This is a genomic window from Kitasatospora sp. NPDC092948 (assembly GCF_044754805.1).
GTDB lineage: Bacteria > Actinomycetota > Actinomycetes > Streptomycetales > Streptomycetaceae > Kitasatospora.
The window spans coordinates 38,862-56,469 of the sequence record NZ_JBIVPU010000012.1; the positions used below are offsets into that span (position 1 = coordinate 38,862).

A 17,608-nucleotide genomic window follows, 5' to 3' on the forward strand; every position below is an offset into this window, starting at 1 on the left:
TGACGGGCTCGGAACGGGGAGCGGACCACGACTGGAACTGACTTCCCGTCACCACCGGACTCCACTGCGGGACTCCTGCACTGTCCGAGGACGAGGGCGTGGCGCGGATCGAGCGCGTGGAGCACGTCCCCCCGCCGCGGCGTTGGGGCCCGCCGTTCCACCTGGCGGGCCCCAGCACCGTTGGGGCCCGCCACCAGTGCGGGGTACTCACCGGCGCCGACGCATGCTCGCCGACGGGATGGGGCCCGCTGCCGCGCTCGCCGGGCGGGCGATCACCACGCCGGGCGCGGCCCCGGAATGCGGTAGTCCTCCCACAGCGCGGCCTGCCCGGAGCCGCGCCGGTAAGGCACACCGCTGAGTCCGATGACCCGGTGCTGCGCCACGGCCAGAGGACGGTGGCCGTCGACCGGGCCGAAGCGCAGGATGCCGCGGCGGGGGTCCCAGTCCTCGAGGTGGCCGAACAGAGTGTGCTGCGCGGCCGTGCCGGCGGGGCCGGACTCCACGTGAAGGCGCATCGGCGTCCAACTGCGGCAGTGGGAGAGCAGGTCGATCAGCTGCTGGCCGGCCAGCAGGTCGCCGGCGTCGTCGGGCACCCACGTCCACGCTCCCTCGGTGAACGCTCGGATCCAGTCCCACCGGGACTCCTCCCGGCGCTTGTCCGACCAGTGCAGCTGCTCCCGGTTGCCGCGGGCAGCGCGCTCGGCCGCCCGGGCGGCCCGGACGGCGGCGGTGGGCTCGGCGGTGGACCCGTCCGATGCGGCGTCCAAGGGCAGGTAGGGGTAGGCGGTGCGCAGCAGGGCGAGGGCGGCCTGGTGGGGCTCCGTCCCTGGGGTGTGCGCGGCGGCGGGGTGGACGCATGCCTCGCCGGCGGTGATCCGGCCGCGCTGGTGGCGGGCGTGTTCCAGGGCGTGGTCGGCGGCGTACCGGGGCACGGAGAGCACGACGGCGTAGCGGGGCTCGCGCTGGTAGGGGTCGCGCGGGTCGGCGGCCAGATGGTCGGCAACGGCCGGGCCGATTTGTTCGAACTGGGCGAGGTAGGCGAGGTCTTCGTCGTCGTGCCGGGTGAGCGGCCAGTCCCTTACGAGCAGCAGGACCCGCTCGTCGGAGCTGGTCGTGCCGGGTTCCAGGATGCTGTCCAGCAGCGTGCACCAGGCGATGACCGTCTGCTTCCACCAGGCTTGCAAAACCCCGTCGGCCCAAGCGGCCGGAGAGGGGAAGCCGCCGGCCGGGACGAGTGGCGGGTCGGGCAGTGCGGTGACGTCCCGGACCCGGGTCCGCGTCCACGTCTTCGCGGCCATGGCCAGCGTGAGGTCGAGGGCGTCGTGCGGGTCGCGGCCCTGGCGGCGGGCCGCGCTCCAGGCGGTGCGCACCAGCGGCCACAGCGAGACGTGGTCGTAGTTGTAGCGGCGTTCCCGGCCGAGGGCTGCGTCCAAGGCGTTGGAGGTCGCGAAGACGGAGCGGTCCTGCTCTGCGATGTCGCAGGCCCGGCTGACGGCGGCGGTGGTGTCGGCTGCGGGTGCCGCGGCCTGGTAGGCGGCAAGGGCCAGGTTGGAGCGCTCCACGCAGGCGGTCCAGGCCCGTAGCGCCGTCCACGCCTGGCCGCCGGCCTCGGCGTCGTCGAGCCAGGGCTTGAGCAGCGTTCGGACGGTGTCGTCGTCGTGGTGGGCGGCGGCGGCCAGGGCTCGGGCGTACCCGGGCCACGTCCGGGGGCCGGTGGCCGAGGCCAGGGCGCGGGCCCGTTCGTCGGCGGCCACGATTGCCGTCGCCGCGTTCCACAGGCCGCGCACCGCTTCGGGCAGGGCGCCGACGGGATCGCACTTCGCGCAGACATCTGACTGGGTGTCGAGGAACGGCATGTCGGTGCCCGCCGTCAGGTTCCGGGCGTGGGGGCAGACGCTCCAACGCGTCTCCGGGGGGACGACGACGTGCCATTTCCCGTTCCCGCGCCGCGCAAGGGGCACCGTCGCGGACACGATCGCGGGCAGGGCGACGCCGGCCCGCTCCAAGGCCTGCCGGTCCGGCGTCCTGCTGCGGTAACTGCCGCTCACCAACGCTTCCTTCCTCGGATCACGACAACCAGGCTAGTGAACTTGCTGCGCCGCGCGTACCGGTGCCCTGAATCGCTGGCCGGGCCCGGCCTCGCGCCGGGCGGCGCGTCGCCGCCGGGCATGTCCTTTGCTCCACGAACGATCTCTTGCAGCATGACCTGCGGCCGGCCATGCCGGGATGTCGCGCCCGGAAACTGCGACATCGGGAAGGCAGAACGCCACGCCTCCGCACCACTCGTGTGTGAGCGCCGCCCCTTCAGCCGAGAGGGGCGAGGACGAAGTGCGGTTGGAGGGCTGCTTCGGGATGCCCGGCCTTGGTGCTGGGGCGCGGGGTAACCATGAAGCCGGCGCCTTGCAGGACGCCCGATGCGCGGCGGGCGAGCGCGGCCGCTTCCCGTGAATAGAACGCCGCATCCGCGTCGCTGCGGTGGTACTGCGGCCCCAGGCGCAGCTCCTTGGTAAGGCCGAAGCCCTCGAGGGTCACGTCCACCCAGAAGTGGATCGTTGCCGCGCCCTCGGGGCAGGCGGAGGCGCGGCCGGGTCGGGCTGATTCCCAGCGCGAGTTGTGGAGGGCGGCGACAGCGGCCGTGGGAATGCCGGCCAGCTCCAGCACCCGCAGCGCGCGCGACTGGTGGGAGGCCGCCTCCACCGGCCTCGCCATGACCTCTTCCACGCCCGCGCGGTTCAGCCCGCAGATCGTGAGGCTCTCCGCGCCCGCACCGAGCACGCCGGCGTGCCGGATCAGGGCATCTCGCTGGGCTTCCAACTCTGCGGATTCCTTGGAGAGGAGGAACAGCGCGGTGGTGACACCTTTGAGATCGTCTGCCGCAGATGCCGAAGCCACCGGCATCCCGTCCATACCGAGGAAGACCGTCCGGGCCTCGTCCAGCCGCACCGGCATCCCGTACCCGTAGACCCGCCTGAGCCAGACCTCGGCGCCGACCGCAGCCGCGAGTTCCCGCAGCCGGCCCGGCGATACGTCCAGCGACAGCTCCTCGGCTGCCCCGGGCGCGAAAGCCGGGTCAAGGCGGGCCGCCTCCTCGACCAACGGCCCGTACATGCACGGCGGCTCGCGTTCGATGATGGGCTCGTACGGTGTGACCGACAGCCGGCTGGCGTCGAGGATCGTCACTACCTGGTGGAGAGTAATACCGGGCATGGTGGCCGTCCGAGGAGAGCAGGAGAGTTCGATCCCATCAACGGGACGGGCACCTCCGACGTCACGGATCGGCTTGCTCCGCTACGCCTCGTCCCGGTGGCCGAGCGGCTCGCCCCCGGAGTGGCCGGAAACGATAGTTTCCAAGTTGTTCGATTCGCCTCCCGCCGCCGAAGCCGCACTGCGGCCCTCGTGGCCATCGCCGGAGGCGCGGCGCGTCCCGAGGAGCAGATGCCGCAGCTCGGGGTCTGCGGTGGCAGGATTCCGGGCCGTGCCCGGGTGCGAGCGCCGAAAGCTGGCGGGCGGGCCGCCGGACGGCCTGCAAGGTGGGGAGGAGAGCCTGAACGCGGCCTCCCCGGCCCTGCTCCGGCGGCCGATCGGCGCCACCGAATCCAGAAGATGTCGTGCTCGGGCGGTGCAGTCGGCGTCACCCGCAGCCTGGCCGGTCGGCAGGTCCGGGGCCCACAAGAGGACGTGGGAGCCGGCTTCCGGATGTGCGGGGAGGGGCGGGTACGCTCCGAGCATGACGCCCGCCGAACTGCAGAAGTTGCTGACCAACCCGTCACTGTCCGGGGTCTGCTCGGCCGAGCGATGGGCAGAGCGCCCGTACGGGCTGGTGGTCGCCCTGCAGGGTGGGGGGAGCGTCTACTGGGCCATCACCGGAGCACAGGGATTCGCCGCGGCACCTGAGGACGGCGGTGGGCCCGGCCCGCAGCCGGTGCCGAACCTGGCCGGCGGCAAGACCGCGACGGCGGACGTCGAACAGGCTCTGCTGGCCGCGCTGATGTCCGACGTCGACGAGGGACATGTGGTGCGCGTCGAGCGGTACAGCACCGGACCCAACCCGCCGACGTTCCGATACGGCGCGACCATCGACTGCAGGGACACCTGGCGGTTGTTCATCACCTGCGTGGGCACCGCCCGCGCAGGCGAGCACCTGCGGGAGAGCAGGCACTACCAGCCCGACAGCGAGGTGTAGTCGAACGGCCAGTGGGGGCGAGGTGATGGCGATGGGTCAGACTGTGGCGATGAGTACCGATCACAACCCGGTGGGTCTGCTGTTCTCCTCGTCCGCCGTCGACGAGCCGGTCGCTGCGGGCAGCCGCCCGAGCCTGCCTTCCGTGGAGCGCTCGCCCTTCCTGGAACCGGGAGCCGCTTTGTTGGCTGCCACCACCTCGTCGGACGATCGCCAAGACCTGCTCGGCCGCCAGGGCCCGGCTTCGCGAACCTGACTTCAGCCGGCCACCGCTTCCGGCCTGCGGCCTGCCCGGTCCGGGGCCGTCCCACCGCGGCCCGCTGCCGGGCAGACGCGGCGTACCGAACATCGACAGCCGCCGCACCGCTTCTACGGTGCAGCGGCTGTTCGCGGCCCCACGTGGTGAATGCCGGCCCCGCGCAACTGCGTGGGGCCGGCCGCGGTCAGGAAGTCCTGGCGCGCGGGACCCACGCCCGGCGTCCGGGGACGGCGGGCAGTCTGGTGTTGTCGAGCGGGTCGAGTGGCTGCGACTGCTCGGCATGCCGCTGGCCCGGATCACCGCGGTCTGCGCGCTGCCGCTTCAACCCCTCAACTGCCAAGCCTTCGGATCGGGCTCAGCCTGGAAGGATCGGAAAAGCGCCGCCCGGGCCCGGATTCGGCGCCTAGAGGATCTGTCGCTGGGCGGGCCCATACTGGGCGGGCCCCGCGAGGTGGGCGAAGAGCGATGGAGATTGATCACCGATGAAGTCTCGGTCCGGCCACTCGGGCGCCGTTGCCATTGTCGACCCCAGCTTGCCATCGGAGGTCCAGGAGACGGTGCTCATGGTCGCGCGGCAGCACCCCCAGGTACTCCGTGATCCGGCAGCAGCGCTTCCCCGGAGCGCAGGGTTCGACCATCGGAAGCTGGCAGGGGGCGCCCGCGGGGTGCTCATCACCGTCGTGTTGGGCGCCGTCCTTGGAGCCGGGATGCTCTGGCTGATGCCCAAGATGGAGCAGGCCCTGGACCCGGGCAAGGGCTCGGTCCCCCAGTACTTGAAGCCCACGATCGTGGTCGGCATCGCCCTGGCGGTGGTGGGCAACATCGTCATGGAGCTGCTGCGCGCCCGGGTCGACGGCGGACGCGAGTCAGTCGCCCGCCACCTGGCCGAGGCACGCAGCCGCTACCTGCTGCCCGACACGCACCTCACCCGAACCGCCTGGGCGTCGGCGGCGCGGGCGCAGCGGGCCCTGGTCGACGTCACGGACTGCACCTTCTTCCTGACGTCCGTCGACCGTCCTGACCGCGAGGCACTGGCCGAGGGCTTCTGGAGGTTGGCCCAGGACATGGCCAGCAGCAAGAGCACCGCGGCCATGGACTCGTTCGCGGCGGCGGTCGAGGTCTACATCAAGGACATCCAGGCGGCCGATGCGATCAGCATGACCCCCACCCGGACCGGCCCGGACAAGGGCCGTCACGACCGCGCGATCGAGCGGGCCAACGCCGCCGGCCGGCACGCCCTCGCGATGACGGCGGCAACCTGACGGCGACGCCCCACTCCGCGGGGAAGGCCCAACCCGGGCGGCCGGGGTTGGGCCTTCGTCGTGAGACACCGACGGCAGCCCGGACCTCGACTTCCCGCCCCGTCTCGGATCGTCGCGCCGCCTACTAGCTGCCCAGGATGGCCAGGTTGGCGGCTTTTGGGGCCTCGCGGTAGTTGTCGTCGGTCACGGTCGGGTCGTCGGCCTGTTCCCGCAGCACTACTCCCGTGCTTGGACCGACATCAAGTACATCTACGGCCTCAGCACCACCCAGGCCGAGAAGAACGCGCTCACCGAGATGCTCGGCACCTGCGCGTAGCGGCACCTGGTCGGGCCTGGCGTTCGGCTGGGCGGGTCGGCTCCCTCAGAACGGGGACGTGTCGGCCCACAGGTTTGGCGTCACCGTCGTGAAGACCCACTGGGGCCTGACGATCGACCAGGCCGAGGCCGACACCCTCCACCGCCTCGCCGCCGCCCGCCGCGGCGCTGAACTGATCGTCGCTCGCGCTCGCTGAGCGGTCCTCACTCTGCCGGGCGCAGACGCACGTAGCGGACGGTGGCGTGTCTGCCGGTTCCCGCGACCACCTCGACCAGCCGGGGCAGGCCGTCGACCTCCCATACCGCGCCGGACCCCGCGCCCCCGGCCGCCGGACGCAGCCGGCCGGCAAGGTGTTCGGCGAGTTCGCGGGCCTGGGCGGGGGTGAGTCGGGGGGAGGTGGTGGCGCGCCGGCCGTCGGGGAGGGCGACGAACAGCGCCTCGGGCCGACGGGCGGAGCCGGCCACGCCCAGCAGTTCGGCGTCGGTGGTGTGGATGTGTCGGGTCTTCTGCCAGGCTCCGGTGCCGGTACCGGGCCGGTAGGCGGCGTCGAGGCCCTTGGCGACGATGCCCTCCACGCCCAGGGCTGCCAGGTCCCGATACCAGGCCATCGCCACGGCTCGGTCGGTCGTGGCCATGCACAGGGCCAGCGGCGGCAGGGCAGCGGCGAGGAGGATCTCCAGCATCGTCCACCTCTCCCGCAGCGGCTCCCCCCGCACGTCGCGGCCCGGTACGGCGAGGGCGTCCCATGCCACGTAGTGGACCTGGACGCCGGCGGCGCGCCGCGCCCGGTCGGTGCGCAGCAGGGCGTGGAAGTCGAGGTGACCGGGCCCGCCGCCGGGCGACGGCGTGTAGGCGACGATCTCGCCGTCCAACACGGTGCCGATCGGGAGGGTGGCGAGCGCCGGCGGCAGCTGCGGGAACCGGTCGGTGAGGTCGTTGCCGCGGCGGGAGATCAGCCGGACTCGATGTTCCTCCTCTATGTGGGCCACCGCCCGGATCCCGTCCACCTTGATCGTGTACTGGACTCCTCCGGGCAGGGCGTCCTCGGCCGGGACGGCGCGCACCGGCACCGGCTGCATCACTTCGACCGGAGGGCGCAGCGCCACGGGAGTGCGGGTACGGGGCACACCACCACCCTCCCGCCCTGCCCGTGTACGCGCCGCCCGATGTCCACCGATCGGTGTCCCGCAGCGGGGCACGCCGTGGCGGGCTACCAGGTGATGGGCACGAGAGTGCGAGTCAGCCGGACCGTGGCCCGGGCGTCCAGGCGGCCGGACTCCCCGCCGACCGTGCGGCAGTACGCCACGAGCAGTTGCAGGGCCGCGCCGTACCGCGTCTGCGGGTCGGCGCCGGCCCATACTTCGTGGGCCGCGTCCCCGCCCTGCGCGCGGTGCGCGGCCCACAGCCGGTAGGACAGGGCGGTGATCCGGTCCGGTGTGTCCGCCAGCACGGCCAGGCGCTTGGCCGCGCGTTCCTCGCCGAGCCCGAATAGGGGTCGGCCGGCGGTGGGGCCGAGGAGCTGAAGCATCCCGTCCCACAGTGCGTCGCGTGCCTGAAGGTCGTCGAGCAGGGCGCGGCAGGTCTCCGGCTGGGCGGTGTTCACGATCTCTTCCACCGCCCGCTCGATGGCGGCCTCGACGTCGAACCCGTCCGGCGGGGTGGGAAGGTCGGCTGCGCTGCTCACACCGTGACCGTACCCGGAGGGGGCCCGTGCCCACCGCTCCCGGCAGCCCGACCGCGCACTCCTGAAACGGCAACAGTTCCTGGTGTCGCCGTTGACGATCAGCTGGGACCTCGGCGTCAACCGGCCCGGAAGCGGCGTCCTGTGCCTCTGTGCCCCGATCACCGAGGCCGGGACCCGAGAGGTCGCCCAGGTCGTCCATGAGATCCTCGCCGGCAAGCGCCCGACCTGTGGGGCCGCCGCTACTGACCGGCCCGGCTACGGCACCAGCACCTCGGGCAGCAGCAGCCGCGCCGCGTCGCCGGCGGCCCGGGCCCGCCGCCGACTCCGGCCGATCAGCACCTGCTGCTCCGGGGTGAGGTCCTCTCGGCGGTCGGCGACCCGGCCGGCCAACGTCGCCCTCGGCGAGCCGGGGTCCGGCCCCAGCACCGGGGCGGTCAGGTCGGGACGACGGCCCAGGCCGCCGCGGCGTGCGATGCTCACACCCCGGTGAACGAGTAACCCGGCGACCGGGCTACGGCTGGTCGGCGATCAGCCCGCCGGCCCCGTCCGGGCGCAGCCGCACCGGGCGCCGGCCGAGGTCGGCGACCGGGTCGGTGAGGTACCCGCCACCCGGTGCCGGGTGGGCCGCGGCGGCCAGCAGTCGCAGCACGTCGCATGCCCCCGCCGTGGGGTCGTGCTCGGCTGCTGCCGCGTCGAGGCCGAGCAGCATCGCGCGCAGTCCCAGCCACAGCCCGCCCGCCACGTAGGTGATGCGCCGTCCGCCGAGCGCGGGGTGCGGCGCCGGGGACGGGTAGGGCAGCCAGCCGCCGGCCGAGGCCTGCGAACGGGCCGTGGACGTGGGGGCGGGGCGGGCAGCGGCGGCCGTGTCGATCATGATCGGACGGTATCGCCCCGGTCCGACAAGCAACGTCGATCCGGCCAGCGGCGCCAGTGCCACGCCCGGTCCGGCCGGCGGAGCGCCCCGTGCCCCGCCCGGCCGAGCCCCGGTCAGTACGCCTCCGCCGCCGCGTCCCACCCGGCCGCGAGCGGCACGACAGGGGGCACCGCGGACGTCTCGGCGTCCACCACGGTCTCCGCCGCGCCACTCGCGCCGGGCAGCAGCAGCTCCGCCTCCCGCGCCCGCCACACCAGCCGCCCGGTGGAGCGGACCGTCACCCGGCGCCGGGTCAGCTGCCCATGACCGTCCGCCAACCCCTCCCACCCCTCATGTCCGGCGACCTCCAGATGCAGCGCCGCCCCCGGCCACGGCCCGGTGGAGACGAGCGCGCAGCGGTGCCGGCGCAGCCGCGCCCCGAGACGCTGCACCAGGTGCGGGGTGAGTGCGCCCGGGGGCGGGGCGACCAGCAGCACGTCCACCGCCGGGATCAGCACGCTCACCACTTCCGCCCAGTGCTGCTCGCCCGGGTGGTCCACCAGCAGCGCCCTGGCCAGGTCCTGGCCGTGGCCGGCCCACGCCGCCAGTCCGAGCTCCGGCAGTCCGACGGCCGCCGACCACGCGGCGGGCCGGGCCGTACTCGCCCCGCCGGTCAGCGCGAGCGCGAGCGCCAGGTCCCCGGCCGCCTGCGTCACCACCCCGCACGGCAGACCCCCGTCCGGGAGCAGCGGCGCCAGCGGCCCGGCAACCGGCCAGGTGCCGGTCATCTCCGCCCGTGCCCGCGCCGCCGGCGACGTCGACTCCAGCAGCTCCGCCAGGCGCACCGCCCGCTCCGGCCGCTGCTCCCGGCGCTCTGGCCGGTGGCGTATATCGACGGTATTCACTGCGGGTCCCCGCCACCGGCAACTGCTGCGGGCGCGGGCACCGGCTCGGGGCCCTGCGGCACTTCGAGCAGCTGCACCGTCTGCGGGGAGTACCAGTAGCAGTCGTGGGCCCGCCGTCCGCCGTCCGGGTCCTCGCACTCCACGGACGCCGTCCACCGCCCGGTGCGGGGCGGCTGCCACCACGCGGTGAGCAGCCCCAGCCGCCACCGTCCGCCGAGACGGATGCGCACCAGCTGCCAGCGCTCGTGCTGCGGGCTGTACCCGGGCCCGGACAGCACCTGCTCCGGCACCCGCTCCGCGTCCCCCAGGGTCGGCGCGGGCAGGGAGGAGGGTCGGCTGGACTCCGAACGGGCGGTGCTGGCGGTATGGGTGGTGCTCATACCGGCCATTTTCGAACGCAGGTTCGAAAACCTGCAAGTCCCGAACCTCATGACACGACGGTCGGACGTTGTGTGCCGGACCGCGTTGGTTGGCACCTACCCGCGAAAACTGTCACCGTCGAGGCAGCACCGATCCTTGCCAACGTGAACCAGCAGGTCCGAGCCCAAGTCCTCAGGCTCCAGCGGTGACAACAAGCGTGAGAACCACGTGCTGGTGACAAGTAGCGCGAGCAAACGGTGACAACTAACGGGGTCCGGCACACGTTGTGCCGTAACCGTCCAGGTCGTCGCCATCGGTGTCGGTCACCCGCGCTGGCAGCAACTCCATGGCATTCTCCAATCTCGGTCGCTTCAGTCGCTGTCCCCGCGCACCTTCATGGTCCCGGCCCCGGCCGCGCTGAAGCGAACAGCCTCCTGTCCCCGCTCACTCGCCACGGACCCACCAACGGCTACCAGCGATCCGCACTCCTCCACGGCGTGTACCTCGCCCGAGCGCACATGCTCGCCCACGACACCGAAGCCACCCTCAACACCCTGCTGGACCTCACCTCCCATGTCCCCGACGTCCAGTCCATCCGCTGCCGCAACCTCCTCGCCGGCCTCCGGCGCCACGCGGGCAGCCGCATCAAGACCCCCAGCGGCACAGATGCACTACGCCGGGTGGACCAGGCACTATCGGCCGTATGACGCAGACCAGTTCCGCCCCCCGGACGCGCAACGCCGTCCTGACGGCGATCTCTTACGATCACGCGGAGGCGCGGTACTTGACATCAGCACTCCACGCCGAGCAGCTGGACACCTACGGCTTCGCCGACGACCCGTTCGATACGCCCGCCGACCACTTCGCCGCTCCGCACGGGCTCTTCGTCGTGGCCCGCGTTGAGGGGCGGCCCCAAGCCCTCGGCTGTGGCGGGTGGCGGATGACCGACCCCACCACCGTCGAGATCAAACGCATGTACGTACACCCCGCTGCGCGTGGACTGGCCTTGGGCAGCCAGATCCTCGACCTCCTCGAACAACAGGCGAGCGAGTGTGGTGCCCGGCGCGCCATCCTGGAGACCGGCAGCCGGAATGCCGCGGCGCTGGCACTGTACAAGAAGTTTGGCTACACACCGATTCCTTCCTACATCCCGGGTCGGCAACCCTCGATCAACCGCGCGATGGCGAAGGAGCTGCCCCGAGTGGCGACAGCGCAGGACCGCGATCCGGTGGCCGACGGCCCGCTCGTCGGCCACCGGAGCCGGCCGGGATCATGACGCCTCGTCTCCAGATCGGCCCAGTGGCCCCGACCATGACCAGCAAGCGCCACCATCGGGACAAGGCATCACCCGACAGCGCGACATGGCCTGCCCCGTCGGACCGTGGCAAGCGCGCAGCACGGGCGGGGAGCGTGCTGACGTTCGCCTTCGACGGAGACCCCGCCCCAGACTCGACGCGGCTGCGCGAGGGCAAATTCGAACTGACCGAGGAATACAGTGCGGTGAAGCTCTGACCCGCCCGGGCCCAAAACCCTGGTGGAACACGGCCGGTGCAGCACAAAGCCGCCCCTCAGACAGCCGGATTTCTCGCCCACGTGCTGTCAGTCCTCTACCAGGGCGTTGTTCGCGGGGCGTGAGGACGTCTACGCGAAGCGATGCTACGCGCCGCGGGTGCTGGAGCAGAGCGTGCCGCCGAGCTGGTTCGCCGAGCACAGCCAGGAACTCCGGTGGCAGGAACGGTTCGCCGGACAGAAGCTGCACCTGAAGGCGGTGTGCGAGCGGGGCGACTACCAGCCATGGATCGTTCTGGCGGAGGTCGAGATCCCGGACCACGGCCAGTAGACGCCGCTGCCACCGCCCGGTCGGAACCGGGCGGGAGCAGTCGGGCTTCTCAGCGCGATCCCATCGTAGCGTCCGCCGATCGGCACGCCGGGGTTCCCCGGCGTTCGGCGGCCCGCACTACGCCGCCTCGGCACCCGTGACGATCAGGTTGTCGAGGGCCTGCTGCGCCAGGCCGGCGCTGCCCCTTCCGGCGCGGTGCAGCCCGGCTCCGCGTCCTGGTCGACCATCCCGGTGGAGGCCCGGTCCCCGCCCGTGATGACCTAGGTCTCCGGCGCGCTGTGGCCGGCCGTGCCTAGGTCGGCGGGGACGCCGGCGCGTAGGCCGTGGCTGGTGGCCTCAGGGGCGTCGAAGCCGGGAGTACGGGCGATCATCCGCTTCAGGATCCGGTTGACGGAGCGCCCGGTCAGGCCGATCCCCTTCGCGGAGACGGGCGTCAGCGCGCCGGCCTTGGTGACGCCGCGCAGCAGAGGCATCTCTGGCTCGGCCTGGCCGTACTCGGCGAGCAGCGCCAGGTACCGGTGGGCGTAGTCGATCGTCAACGGGTCGCGGATCTTGTAGCTCTCGTCGCTGTTCCACTCGTCGCGTCGTCTCGAGATGCGCTTGCCGACCGTCAGCTGCTCCACCAGCCTCGCATCCACCACCTTGCCGTCGGCGTCCTTAACCTCGAGCTCCACCCATTCGAACGCGAGGGAGTCGATGCGGTAGTTGGCCTGCTCAGAACAGCGGGCCCGGGTCCCGTACCCCAGACGCAGGATCAGCAGGTCGCGCAGCCCTTCAAGGGTGTCGTCGCGGGTGTGCCGGGCCAGATGTGCGATGCGGGCCCGGTCCAGCGGCGGCGACGACTTCGCCGGCCGCCGGTCCGGGCCATGGGCGAACCTCCTGGACTGTTTGCGGATCAGCTCGGACGCGGCCTTCTTCGGCGGCCAGTCCTCATACCCGTCACGGGCGTTGCGATCCCGGATCGCGGCCATCGCCAGGCGCAGCGACGACACCGCCGCCCCTGGGTACGTGCCGTCCTCCCGTTTCCGGCCACCGTAGTTCCGCAGGTGGGAGATGTAGGAGAACATCACCCGTTCGTCAGTTTTCGGGCCCGGGCGGTGCCGGTTGGTCGCGCACCACCGCTCGAAGTACGTCCATTGCTCGGCGTAGGTGCTCGAGGTGCGCTCCGAACGGCCGTCCGCCGGATCTGCGGCGGCCTCCGCGGTCAGCTCCTCGCTTACGTCGTCCAGCAGCGCGAGCCGCCGGTCCGGCTCGGCATCGAACAGCTCGCCGTCCAGCACGTCCAGGTCGTCGCCATCGGTGTCGGACACCCGCGCGGGCAGCACCTCCACGGCAATCTCCAATCTCGGTCGCTCCAGTCGCTGTCCCCGCGCCCCTCCATGATCCCGGCCCCGCCCGCGCAGGCGCGCGAGCGGGGCCGGGCCGGGGCGGTGAGAGATCGTCAGCTTCTGCCGGGTACCCAGGTCATCGGGCCGAGCCGGTCGGGGAAGGTGCCCTCCGGGCGCCGCCAGCGCGCCGTGTCGAAGTTGGGGTGCTCCTGCCAGGCGCGGACGGCCATACACAGCGACGCCCAGGCGGCATCCAGGCGTACCAGCGCGGAGGCCCGCTGCACCGGGTCGACGTTGACGCGGCCGAGCTCCTCGAGGCAGCGCCGTGCCTGGACCCGGGTGGCGGCGACCATCCCCTCGAGGGCGTCGGCGGCTCCCCGCGCCCCGCGGGCGTTGATCTCCTCCTGGATGCGCTCCAGCATGAACTCGGCCAGCGCGTCGAGGTCGTCCGGCGTCACGTCGACGGTGTGCCGCAGGACGGCGGCCTCCTGACGGGCCGTCACCGGGCGCCCGTCCAGGTCAGCAGCTCACCGGTGTACGGCCACTCGCCGAGCGGGATCGGGGCCAGGCCGCGCGCGTCCCGGACGGCCTCGTCGACCCCGCAGTCGCCGCAGATGCGGATCGCCGAGCGGGCGAGGGCCATCCGCGATCCGGCGCCGGTGTCGCCGGCGAACGCCTCGATCGGGTTGCGCCGGCAGCGGGGGCACTGCGGGGCGGGCGCCGTCTCGGTGACGGGCTCGGCGGCGGGAACGATCTGCTCAGACACGGGTCTCCTCGAGGTCCGCCGGCGCGCCCATCGCGCACCGGCCGTGAATGAAGGCCTCCGGCTCGCCGGCGGTACCGACCCACACCCGCTCGGGACAGTCCTCGGGCCGGTGGTGACCGAGCGCGCCGGCCGGGGCCGCGTACGACTCGATCCGGGCCAGGGTGCGGCGCAGCAGCGCCTCGGCCGTGTCGGCCCGGCCGCCGAGCGCCGCCACCGGCTCGCCGAGGCGCTCCAGCTGCTCGCGGACGTCGTCGACGATCATGCGCAGGATCCGATGGGTGCGGTCGAGGTCCGGCTCGGCGGCGGGGGACGGGGAGTACCCGGTGCGCTCGGGCGACAGGTCCCGCTCCCAGCCGTCGCCGTGGTCGACCATCGGCCAGCCGCCCGGGATCGACAGGTCGACGTTCGACGCGCTGTGCTCGTACCCCGCCACGGTCAGCACCCGGCCGGAGGCCGAGCTGCGCCCGTACCGGGCCAGGGCGCTCACCGCGTCACCGCGGCGGCCGGGTGGGCGGCGGCAGTCACCAGCAGGGCACGGGCGGCGGCCAGGGCGTGCTGGTCGGTGTGCTGCTGAACCCAGCTCGCCCGGGCGGCGGCATCGCGGGGCCAGGTGCTGCGCGCGGCCTTGGCGCTGGAGCGGTGCCGGTGCGCGGCGTCGGCAAGCCAGGCGGCGAAGGCCCGGCCAGTGACCGGGCCGACCGGCGAGAGGTAGGCGTTGACGGCCTCCAGACGGTCGGCCCACGTCTCGATGATGACAGCGGGACGGGCCTGGTCGTTGAGGACCCCCAGGCTGTGGGTGCCCAGGGTGCGGCCGGGCAGCCAGGTGTCTCGGCCGTCGTGGACTGCGGCGTCGGCGGCGGCCAGCAGCAACTCGGCGGCCTGGTCCAGGACCTGATCGGGCAGCAGCCCGCGGGCGCCGCTCACCGCCGATCCCAGCCGGTGGCGCTGGCCTGGCCGTCGAGGTCGGTGAGCAGGACGCGATTACCGGCGGGGCGGGCGCTCTCGTGGTCGCCGAGGTCGAGCAGCGCCAGGACGGCAACGTACTTCTCGGACGGGAAGCCTTCGGCGTCGCTGTCGTGCCAGTCGTACCGCTCGCGCATCGCATCGGCGAACTCCCGTAGCACGGAGCGGACCTGTTCGGTCGTCATCTGGAGGTCGGCCGCGATCTCGGCCCAGGTGGCGCCCTGGCGCAGCCTGGTGAGGACGGTCGGGCCGAAGTCCGCTCCGAGGACGGGGGCGGGGCCGAGGAGCTGCCAGCCGTCGGCGTCGTGGCCGGGCTGGTCCTCCCAGCGGCCGGCCAGCACGACCAGCTCGTTCCAGCGCTGGACGATCGCGCGGTCCAGGCCGGTGGTGTCGTTGTGGGCGTCGGCGAGCAGCTCCAGGTCGGCCAGCAGCGGTTCGGTGATGTAGCCGATGGCGAACTCCAGGGCGGCGGCCACCCGGTAGGGCTCGGAGTCGAAGTCGGAGGCCTCGACGAGCTCCAGGGCCCGCTGGTCCAGGAAGGCGCGCAGCCGCAGGACGGCGGCCGGGGTGATGCACTCGGCGAGCGGGCGCCAGCCCGTGTCGGTGGTCATAGTCGGACCCTATCGGAGTTGTGTCCTCTAAATACTGTTAGAGGACACAACCTGCACGAATGGGTGACGGACGCTCAACACCGGTCCCGTCCGGACGGATCCGATCGCCCTGCGGGCGACTCCACCGGCCGACGGCCGGGCGACCGGCACCGCCACCGGGCCCGGACCGGCGGACTGCGCCCCGTCCAGTCCTGCGAAATGCCTTTCTCTGCGTCTGTTGTAAGAGACGCACTACGCTCGTGTACGTGCAGGCCCTGGCCGCCGCGCTGGCACAGACGCTGCTGGCGGACGCGGTGGAGGTCGGGCGCAGGTGCGGCCTGGCTGATCGAGTGTCGGGCCGGGCCGGACGAATCGAGCGGTTGGACGTTTCGGGTCGTCCACGACGACCGGGCCGCTGCCGCGCAGGGTGCGGCCCGGCAGCCAGGTGTCGCGGCCGTCGTGGACGGCGGCGGCCAGCAGCAACTCGGCGGCCTGGTCCAGGACCTGGTCGGGCAGCAGGGCCCGGGCGCCGCTCACCGCCGGGTCCCGCCGGCAGCAGCGGGGCGGGTGCTCTCGTCGTCGCCGAGGTCGAGCAGCGCCAGGATGGCGGCGTGCTTGGTGGGTGGGAAGCCCTCGGTGTCGCTACCGGTGCGTTCGTACCGCTGGCGCATCGTGTCGGCGAAGTGCCGCAGCACGGCCCGGGCCTGTTCGGTCGTCATGTCGAAACCGGCCGCGATCTCGGTCCAGGTGCCGCCGAGGCGCAGCCGGGCGAGGACGATGGGGCCGGAGTCCGTGCCGGGGCCGAGGTAGGGGGCGCGGGGGGTCTCGACGGTCTGCCAGCGTTCGCCGTCGTGGCCGGGCTGGTCCTCCCCGCGACTGGCCAGCACAGCCAGTTCGTTCCAGCGTTCGGCGATCGTGTGTTCCAGGTCGGTGGTGTCGTCGTGGGCGTCGGCCAGCAACTCCAGGTCGGCGGCCACCCGGTAGGGCTCGGAGTCGAAGGCGGAGGCGAACAGCCGGGTGGGATGGTCTGCGGTTCCGGGCCATCCCAGCGCGGTGGGCGGCTCTTCCGGCATGATCAGCGCATGGAGCGAGTTGTTGATCTTGACGAGGCTGTCCTTGAGGTCGAACGGCGGAGGGGCCGTTGGGAGGATGCCGGGCTCACCGTGGAGCCGGTCACCTGGCGCGATGCGGCACAGGAGTGGCCGCAGCAACTGGAGCTGGACCGGGCTGCAGTCGTGGATGCCGACTCCTTCGGGGTCGTGCTCACGGGCCTGGGAGGCGAACTCTCCGTGGTGTTGTTCAGAGGAGGCTGGGCCGATGTGGACTACTTCGCCGGGATCGACGATTCCGGCACCCTGCCCATGACTGCCATCGGCTCGGCGGCGGCCTTCGGTGACCAGCTCGATTCCTACGTGGCCAGGGTCTTCGGTTCTCTCTCGGGTGCAGCCGCGTGAACTCTTCGCCTCGAACAAGCGGACCCGGCCCGCGGCCTGGCTGGACCACGACGGCAAGCTGCCGCTCCTCGAAGGCACGGTGATCCGGCTGGTCGTCGAGAAGCTGCCCAGCGGCGGGGTGAACCGCCCGGTCTGGCTCTGGTGGTCGCGCACCGGCGCCGACGCCGAAGACGTCGACCGTTGCTGGCAGACGTTCCTCCGCCGCTTCGACCTGGAGCACACGTTCCGCCTACTCAAGCAGACCCTCGGCTGGACCCGGCCCCGCCTGCGCGACTCCGCGGTGGCGGACCGCTGGACCTGGCTGGTGATCGCCGCCCGCACCCAACTTCGTCTCGCCCGCTGCCCGTCGCCGACCTCCGCCACCTTGGGGAGAAGCTGGCGGAACCGAACAAGCTCACCCCCGCCCGCGTCCGGCGCGGGTTCAGGAACCTCCACACGAAGGCCCCCTCACCAGCGCAAGCGCCGAAACCCACCCGCCCCGAACCGGGCCGCCCGGCCGCAAGCGCCCCACACCCCGCCACGACGTGGGCAGAGTCCTCGCCACCGGCGAGGCGTACGCCCGGCCCGCCCACCACAAGGAGGGCACCAAACCCCGACGAACCGCTAGAAACGGATAAATCACAAGCCTACAGGCCGCCGTGCTCGTTGTCGGCGGCCCGTGCCATGCTCGGCTCGAGCGCCCCGACCACCCGACGGTGTGCCAGCAGGCGGACTCCTGGCGGCAGTTGGTCCGGCGCTGGCATATGCACCAGGGATGCAGCACCACTTGGTCGACGCCGACGTGCGCACCGTGCTGGAGCTCACCGGCGAGAACGCCCGGCTGCTGCACCGCCCGCTGGCCCGCTTGC

23 protein-coding genes and 1 pseudogene are annotated in these 17,608 nt (G+C 72.7%); 9 read left to right on the forward strand and 15 right to left on the reverse strand.

Annotated features, from left to right (window positions below):
* Window positions 1-272: 272 nt before the first annotated feature.
* Entirely contained in the window at window positions 273-2,048 is a 1,776-nt protein-coding gene (locus ACIQF6_RS28100) for a hypothetical protein (RefSeq protein ID WP_400899841.1), read from the reverse strand.
* A 256-nt stretch (window positions 2,049-2,304) separates the two neighbouring features.
* Window positions 2,305-3,180, reverse strand: a complete 876-nt coding sequence (locus tag ACIQF6_RS28105; protein WP_400899843.1) for a hypothetical protein — start codon at window positions 3,178-3,180, stop codon at window positions 2,305-2,307.
* Between the two features lie 547 nt (window positions 3,181-3,727).
* Here ACIQF6_RS28105 and ACIQF6_RS28110 point away from each other — a divergent pair.
* From ACIQF6_RS28110 to ACIQF6_RS28120, 3 genes are all read left to right on the forward strand, one after another.
* Window positions 3,728-4,183: a hypothetical protein gene (locus ACIQF6_RS28110; RefSeq protein WP_400899845.1), complete on the forward strand. Its 456-nt coding sequence runs from the start codon at window positions 3,728-3,730 to the stop codon at window positions 4,181-4,183.
* 49 nt (window positions 4,184-4,232) lie between these two features.
* Complete coding sequence (locus ACIQF6_RS28115) at window positions 4,233-4,436, forward strand: hypothetical protein (protein ID WP_400899847.1); 204 nt, start codon at window positions 4,233-4,235, stop codon at window positions 4,434-4,436.
* Between the two features lie 722 nt (window positions 4,437-5,158).
* Window positions 5,159-5,701 carry a hypothetical protein gene (locus tag ACIQF6_RS28120; protein WP_400899849.1) on the forward strand — a complete coding sequence of 181 codons (543 nt, stop codon included), beginning with the start codon at window positions 5,159-5,161 and terminating at the stop codon, window positions 5,699-5,701.
* Window positions 5,702-6,220: 519 nt separating this feature from the next.
* Here ACIQF6_RS28120 and ACIQF6_RS28125 read toward each other — a convergent pair.
* The 6 genes from ACIQF6_RS28125 to ACIQF6_RS28150 all read right to left on the reverse strand — a co-directional run bounded on the left by ACIQF6_RS28125 (window position 6,221) and on the right by ACIQF6_RS28150 (window position 9,839).
* Complete coding sequence (locus tag ACIQF6_RS28125) at window positions 6,221-7,144, reverse strand: DNA ligase (protein ID WP_400899851.1); 924 nt, start codon at window positions 7,142-7,144, stop codon at window positions 6,221-6,223.
* An 83-nt stretch (window positions 7,145-7,227) separates the two neighbouring features.
* Window positions 7,228-7,701, reverse strand: a complete 474-nt coding sequence (locus ACIQF6_RS28130) for a hypothetical protein (protein ID WP_400899853.1) — start codon at window positions 7,699-7,701, stop codon at window positions 7,228-7,230.
* Between the two features lie 255 nt (window positions 7,702-7,956).
* Window positions 7,957-8,181: a hypothetical protein gene (locus ACIQF6_RS28135; RefSeq protein ID WP_400899855.1), complete on the reverse strand. Its 225-nt coding sequence runs from the start codon at window positions 8,179-8,181 to the stop codon at window positions 7,957-7,959.
* A 31-nt stretch (window positions 8,182-8,212) separates the two neighbouring features.
* A complete protein-coding gene (locus ACIQF6_RS28140; protein WP_400899857.1) occupies window positions 8,213-8,575 on the reverse strand; it encodes a hypothetical protein in 363 nt (120 codons plus the stop codon).
* Window positions 8,576-8,688: 113 nt separating this feature from the next.
* Window positions 8,689-9,399, reverse strand: a complete 711-nt coding sequence (locus ACIQF6_RS28145; RefSeq protein WP_400899859.1) for a hypothetical protein — start codon at window positions 9,397-9,399, stop codon at window positions 8,689-8,691.
* Between the two features lie 56 nt (window positions 9,400-9,455).
* Complete coding sequence (locus tag ACIQF6_RS28150; RefSeq protein ID WP_400899861.1) at window positions 9,456-9,839, reverse strand: hypothetical protein; 384 nt, start codon at window positions 9,837-9,839, stop codon at window positions 9,456-9,458.
* Window positions 9,840-10,316: 477 nt separating this feature from the next.
* Between ACIQF6_RS28150 and ACIQF6_RS28155 the strand changes: the two genes are divergently transcribed.
* The 4 genes from ACIQF6_RS28155 (at window position 10,317) to ACIQF6_RS28170 (ending at window position 11,659) form a co-directional block, all read left to right on the forward strand.
* On the forward strand, window positions 10,317-10,526 hold the full coding sequence (locus tag ACIQF6_RS28155) for a hypothetical protein (RefSeq protein WP_400899863.1): 210 nt from the start codon (window positions 10,317-10,319) through the stop codon (window positions 10,524-10,526).
* Entirely contained in the window at window positions 10,523-11,095 is a 573-nt protein-coding gene (locus ACIQF6_RS28160; RefSeq protein WP_400899865.1) for a GNAT family N-acetyltransferase, read from the forward strand. Before ACIQF6_RS28155 ends, ACIQF6_RS28160 begins: the two co-directional genes overlap by 4 nt.
* A 35-nt stretch (window positions 11,096-11,130) precedes the next feature.
* A complete protein-coding gene (locus ACIQF6_RS28165) occupies window positions 11,131-11,331 on the forward strand; it encodes a hypothetical protein (protein WP_400899867.1) in 201 nt (66 codons plus the stop codon).
* A gap of 157 nt (window positions 11,332-11,488) precedes the next feature.
* Window positions 11,489-11,659, forward strand: a complete 171-nt coding sequence (locus tag ACIQF6_RS28170; RefSeq protein ID WP_400899869.1) for a hypothetical protein — start codon at window positions 11,489-11,491, stop codon at window positions 11,657-11,659.
* 260 nt (window positions 11,660-11,919) lie between these two features.
* On the opposite strand, the gene ACIQF6_RS28175 is transcribed toward ACIQF6_RS28170, so the two are convergent.
* From ACIQF6_RS28175 to ACIQF6_RS28205, 7 genes are all read right to left on the reverse strand, one after another.
* Entirely contained in the window at window positions 11,920-12,990 is a 1,071-nt protein-coding gene (locus ACIQF6_RS28175) for a hypothetical protein (protein WP_400899871.1), read from the reverse strand.
* 110 nt (window positions 12,991-13,100) lie between these two features.
* Entirely contained in the window at window positions 13,101-13,490 is a 390-nt protein-coding gene (locus tag ACIQF6_RS28180) for a hypothetical protein (protein WP_400899873.1), read from the reverse strand.
* Complete coding sequence (locus tag ACIQF6_RS28185) at window positions 13,487-13,753, reverse strand: hypothetical protein (protein ID WP_400899875.1); 267 nt, start codon at window positions 13,751-13,753, stop codon at window positions 13,487-13,489. The genes ACIQF6_RS28180 and ACIQF6_RS28185 overlap by 4 nt, the downstream gene beginning before the upstream one ends.
* On the reverse strand, window positions 13,746-14,240 hold the full coding sequence (locus tag ACIQF6_RS28190) for a hypothetical protein (RefSeq protein ID WP_400899877.1): 495 nt from the start codon (window positions 14,238-14,240) through the stop codon (window positions 13,746-13,748). The genes ACIQF6_RS28185 and ACIQF6_RS28190 overlap by 8 nt, the downstream gene beginning before the upstream one ends.
* The gene (locus tag ACIQF6_RS28195; protein WP_400899879.1) at window positions 14,237-14,677 is read right to left on the reverse strand and encodes a hypothetical protein; all 441 of its coding nucleotides are present in this window, start codon (window positions 14,675-14,677) and stop codon (window positions 14,237-14,239) included. Before ACIQF6_RS28195 ends, ACIQF6_RS28190 begins: the two co-directional genes overlap by 4 nt.
* Window positions 14,674-15,327 carry a hypothetical protein gene (locus ACIQF6_RS28200; protein WP_400899881.1) on the reverse strand — a complete coding sequence of 218 codons (654 nt, stop codon included), beginning with the start codon at window positions 15,325-15,327 and terminating at the stop codon, window positions 14,674-14,676. Before ACIQF6_RS28200 ends, ACIQF6_RS28195 begins: the two co-directional genes overlap by 4 nt.
* 512 nt (window positions 15,328-15,839) lie before the next feature.
* On the reverse strand, window positions 15,840-16,379 hold the full coding sequence (locus tag ACIQF6_RS28205; RefSeq protein ID WP_400899883.1) for a hypothetical protein: 540 nt from the start codon (window positions 16,377-16,379) through the stop codon (window positions 15,840-15,842).
* 9 nt (window positions 16,380-16,388) lie between these two features.
* Between ACIQF6_RS28205 and ACIQF6_RS28210 the strand changes: the two genes are divergently transcribed.
* Both ACIQF6_RS28210 and ACIQF6_RS28215 read left to right on the forward strand, forming a co-directional pair.
* A complete protein-coding gene (locus ACIQF6_RS28210) occupies window positions 16,389-16,760 on the forward strand; it encodes a hypothetical protein (RefSeq protein WP_400899885.1) in 372 nt (123 codons plus the stop codon).
* A 22-nt stretch (window positions 16,761-16,782) separates the two neighbouring features.
* A pseudogene (locus ACIQF6_RS28215) lies at window positions 16,783-17,377 on the forward strand (transposase); the annotation flags it as partial.
* Window positions 17,378-17,608: the final 231 nt, after the last annotated feature.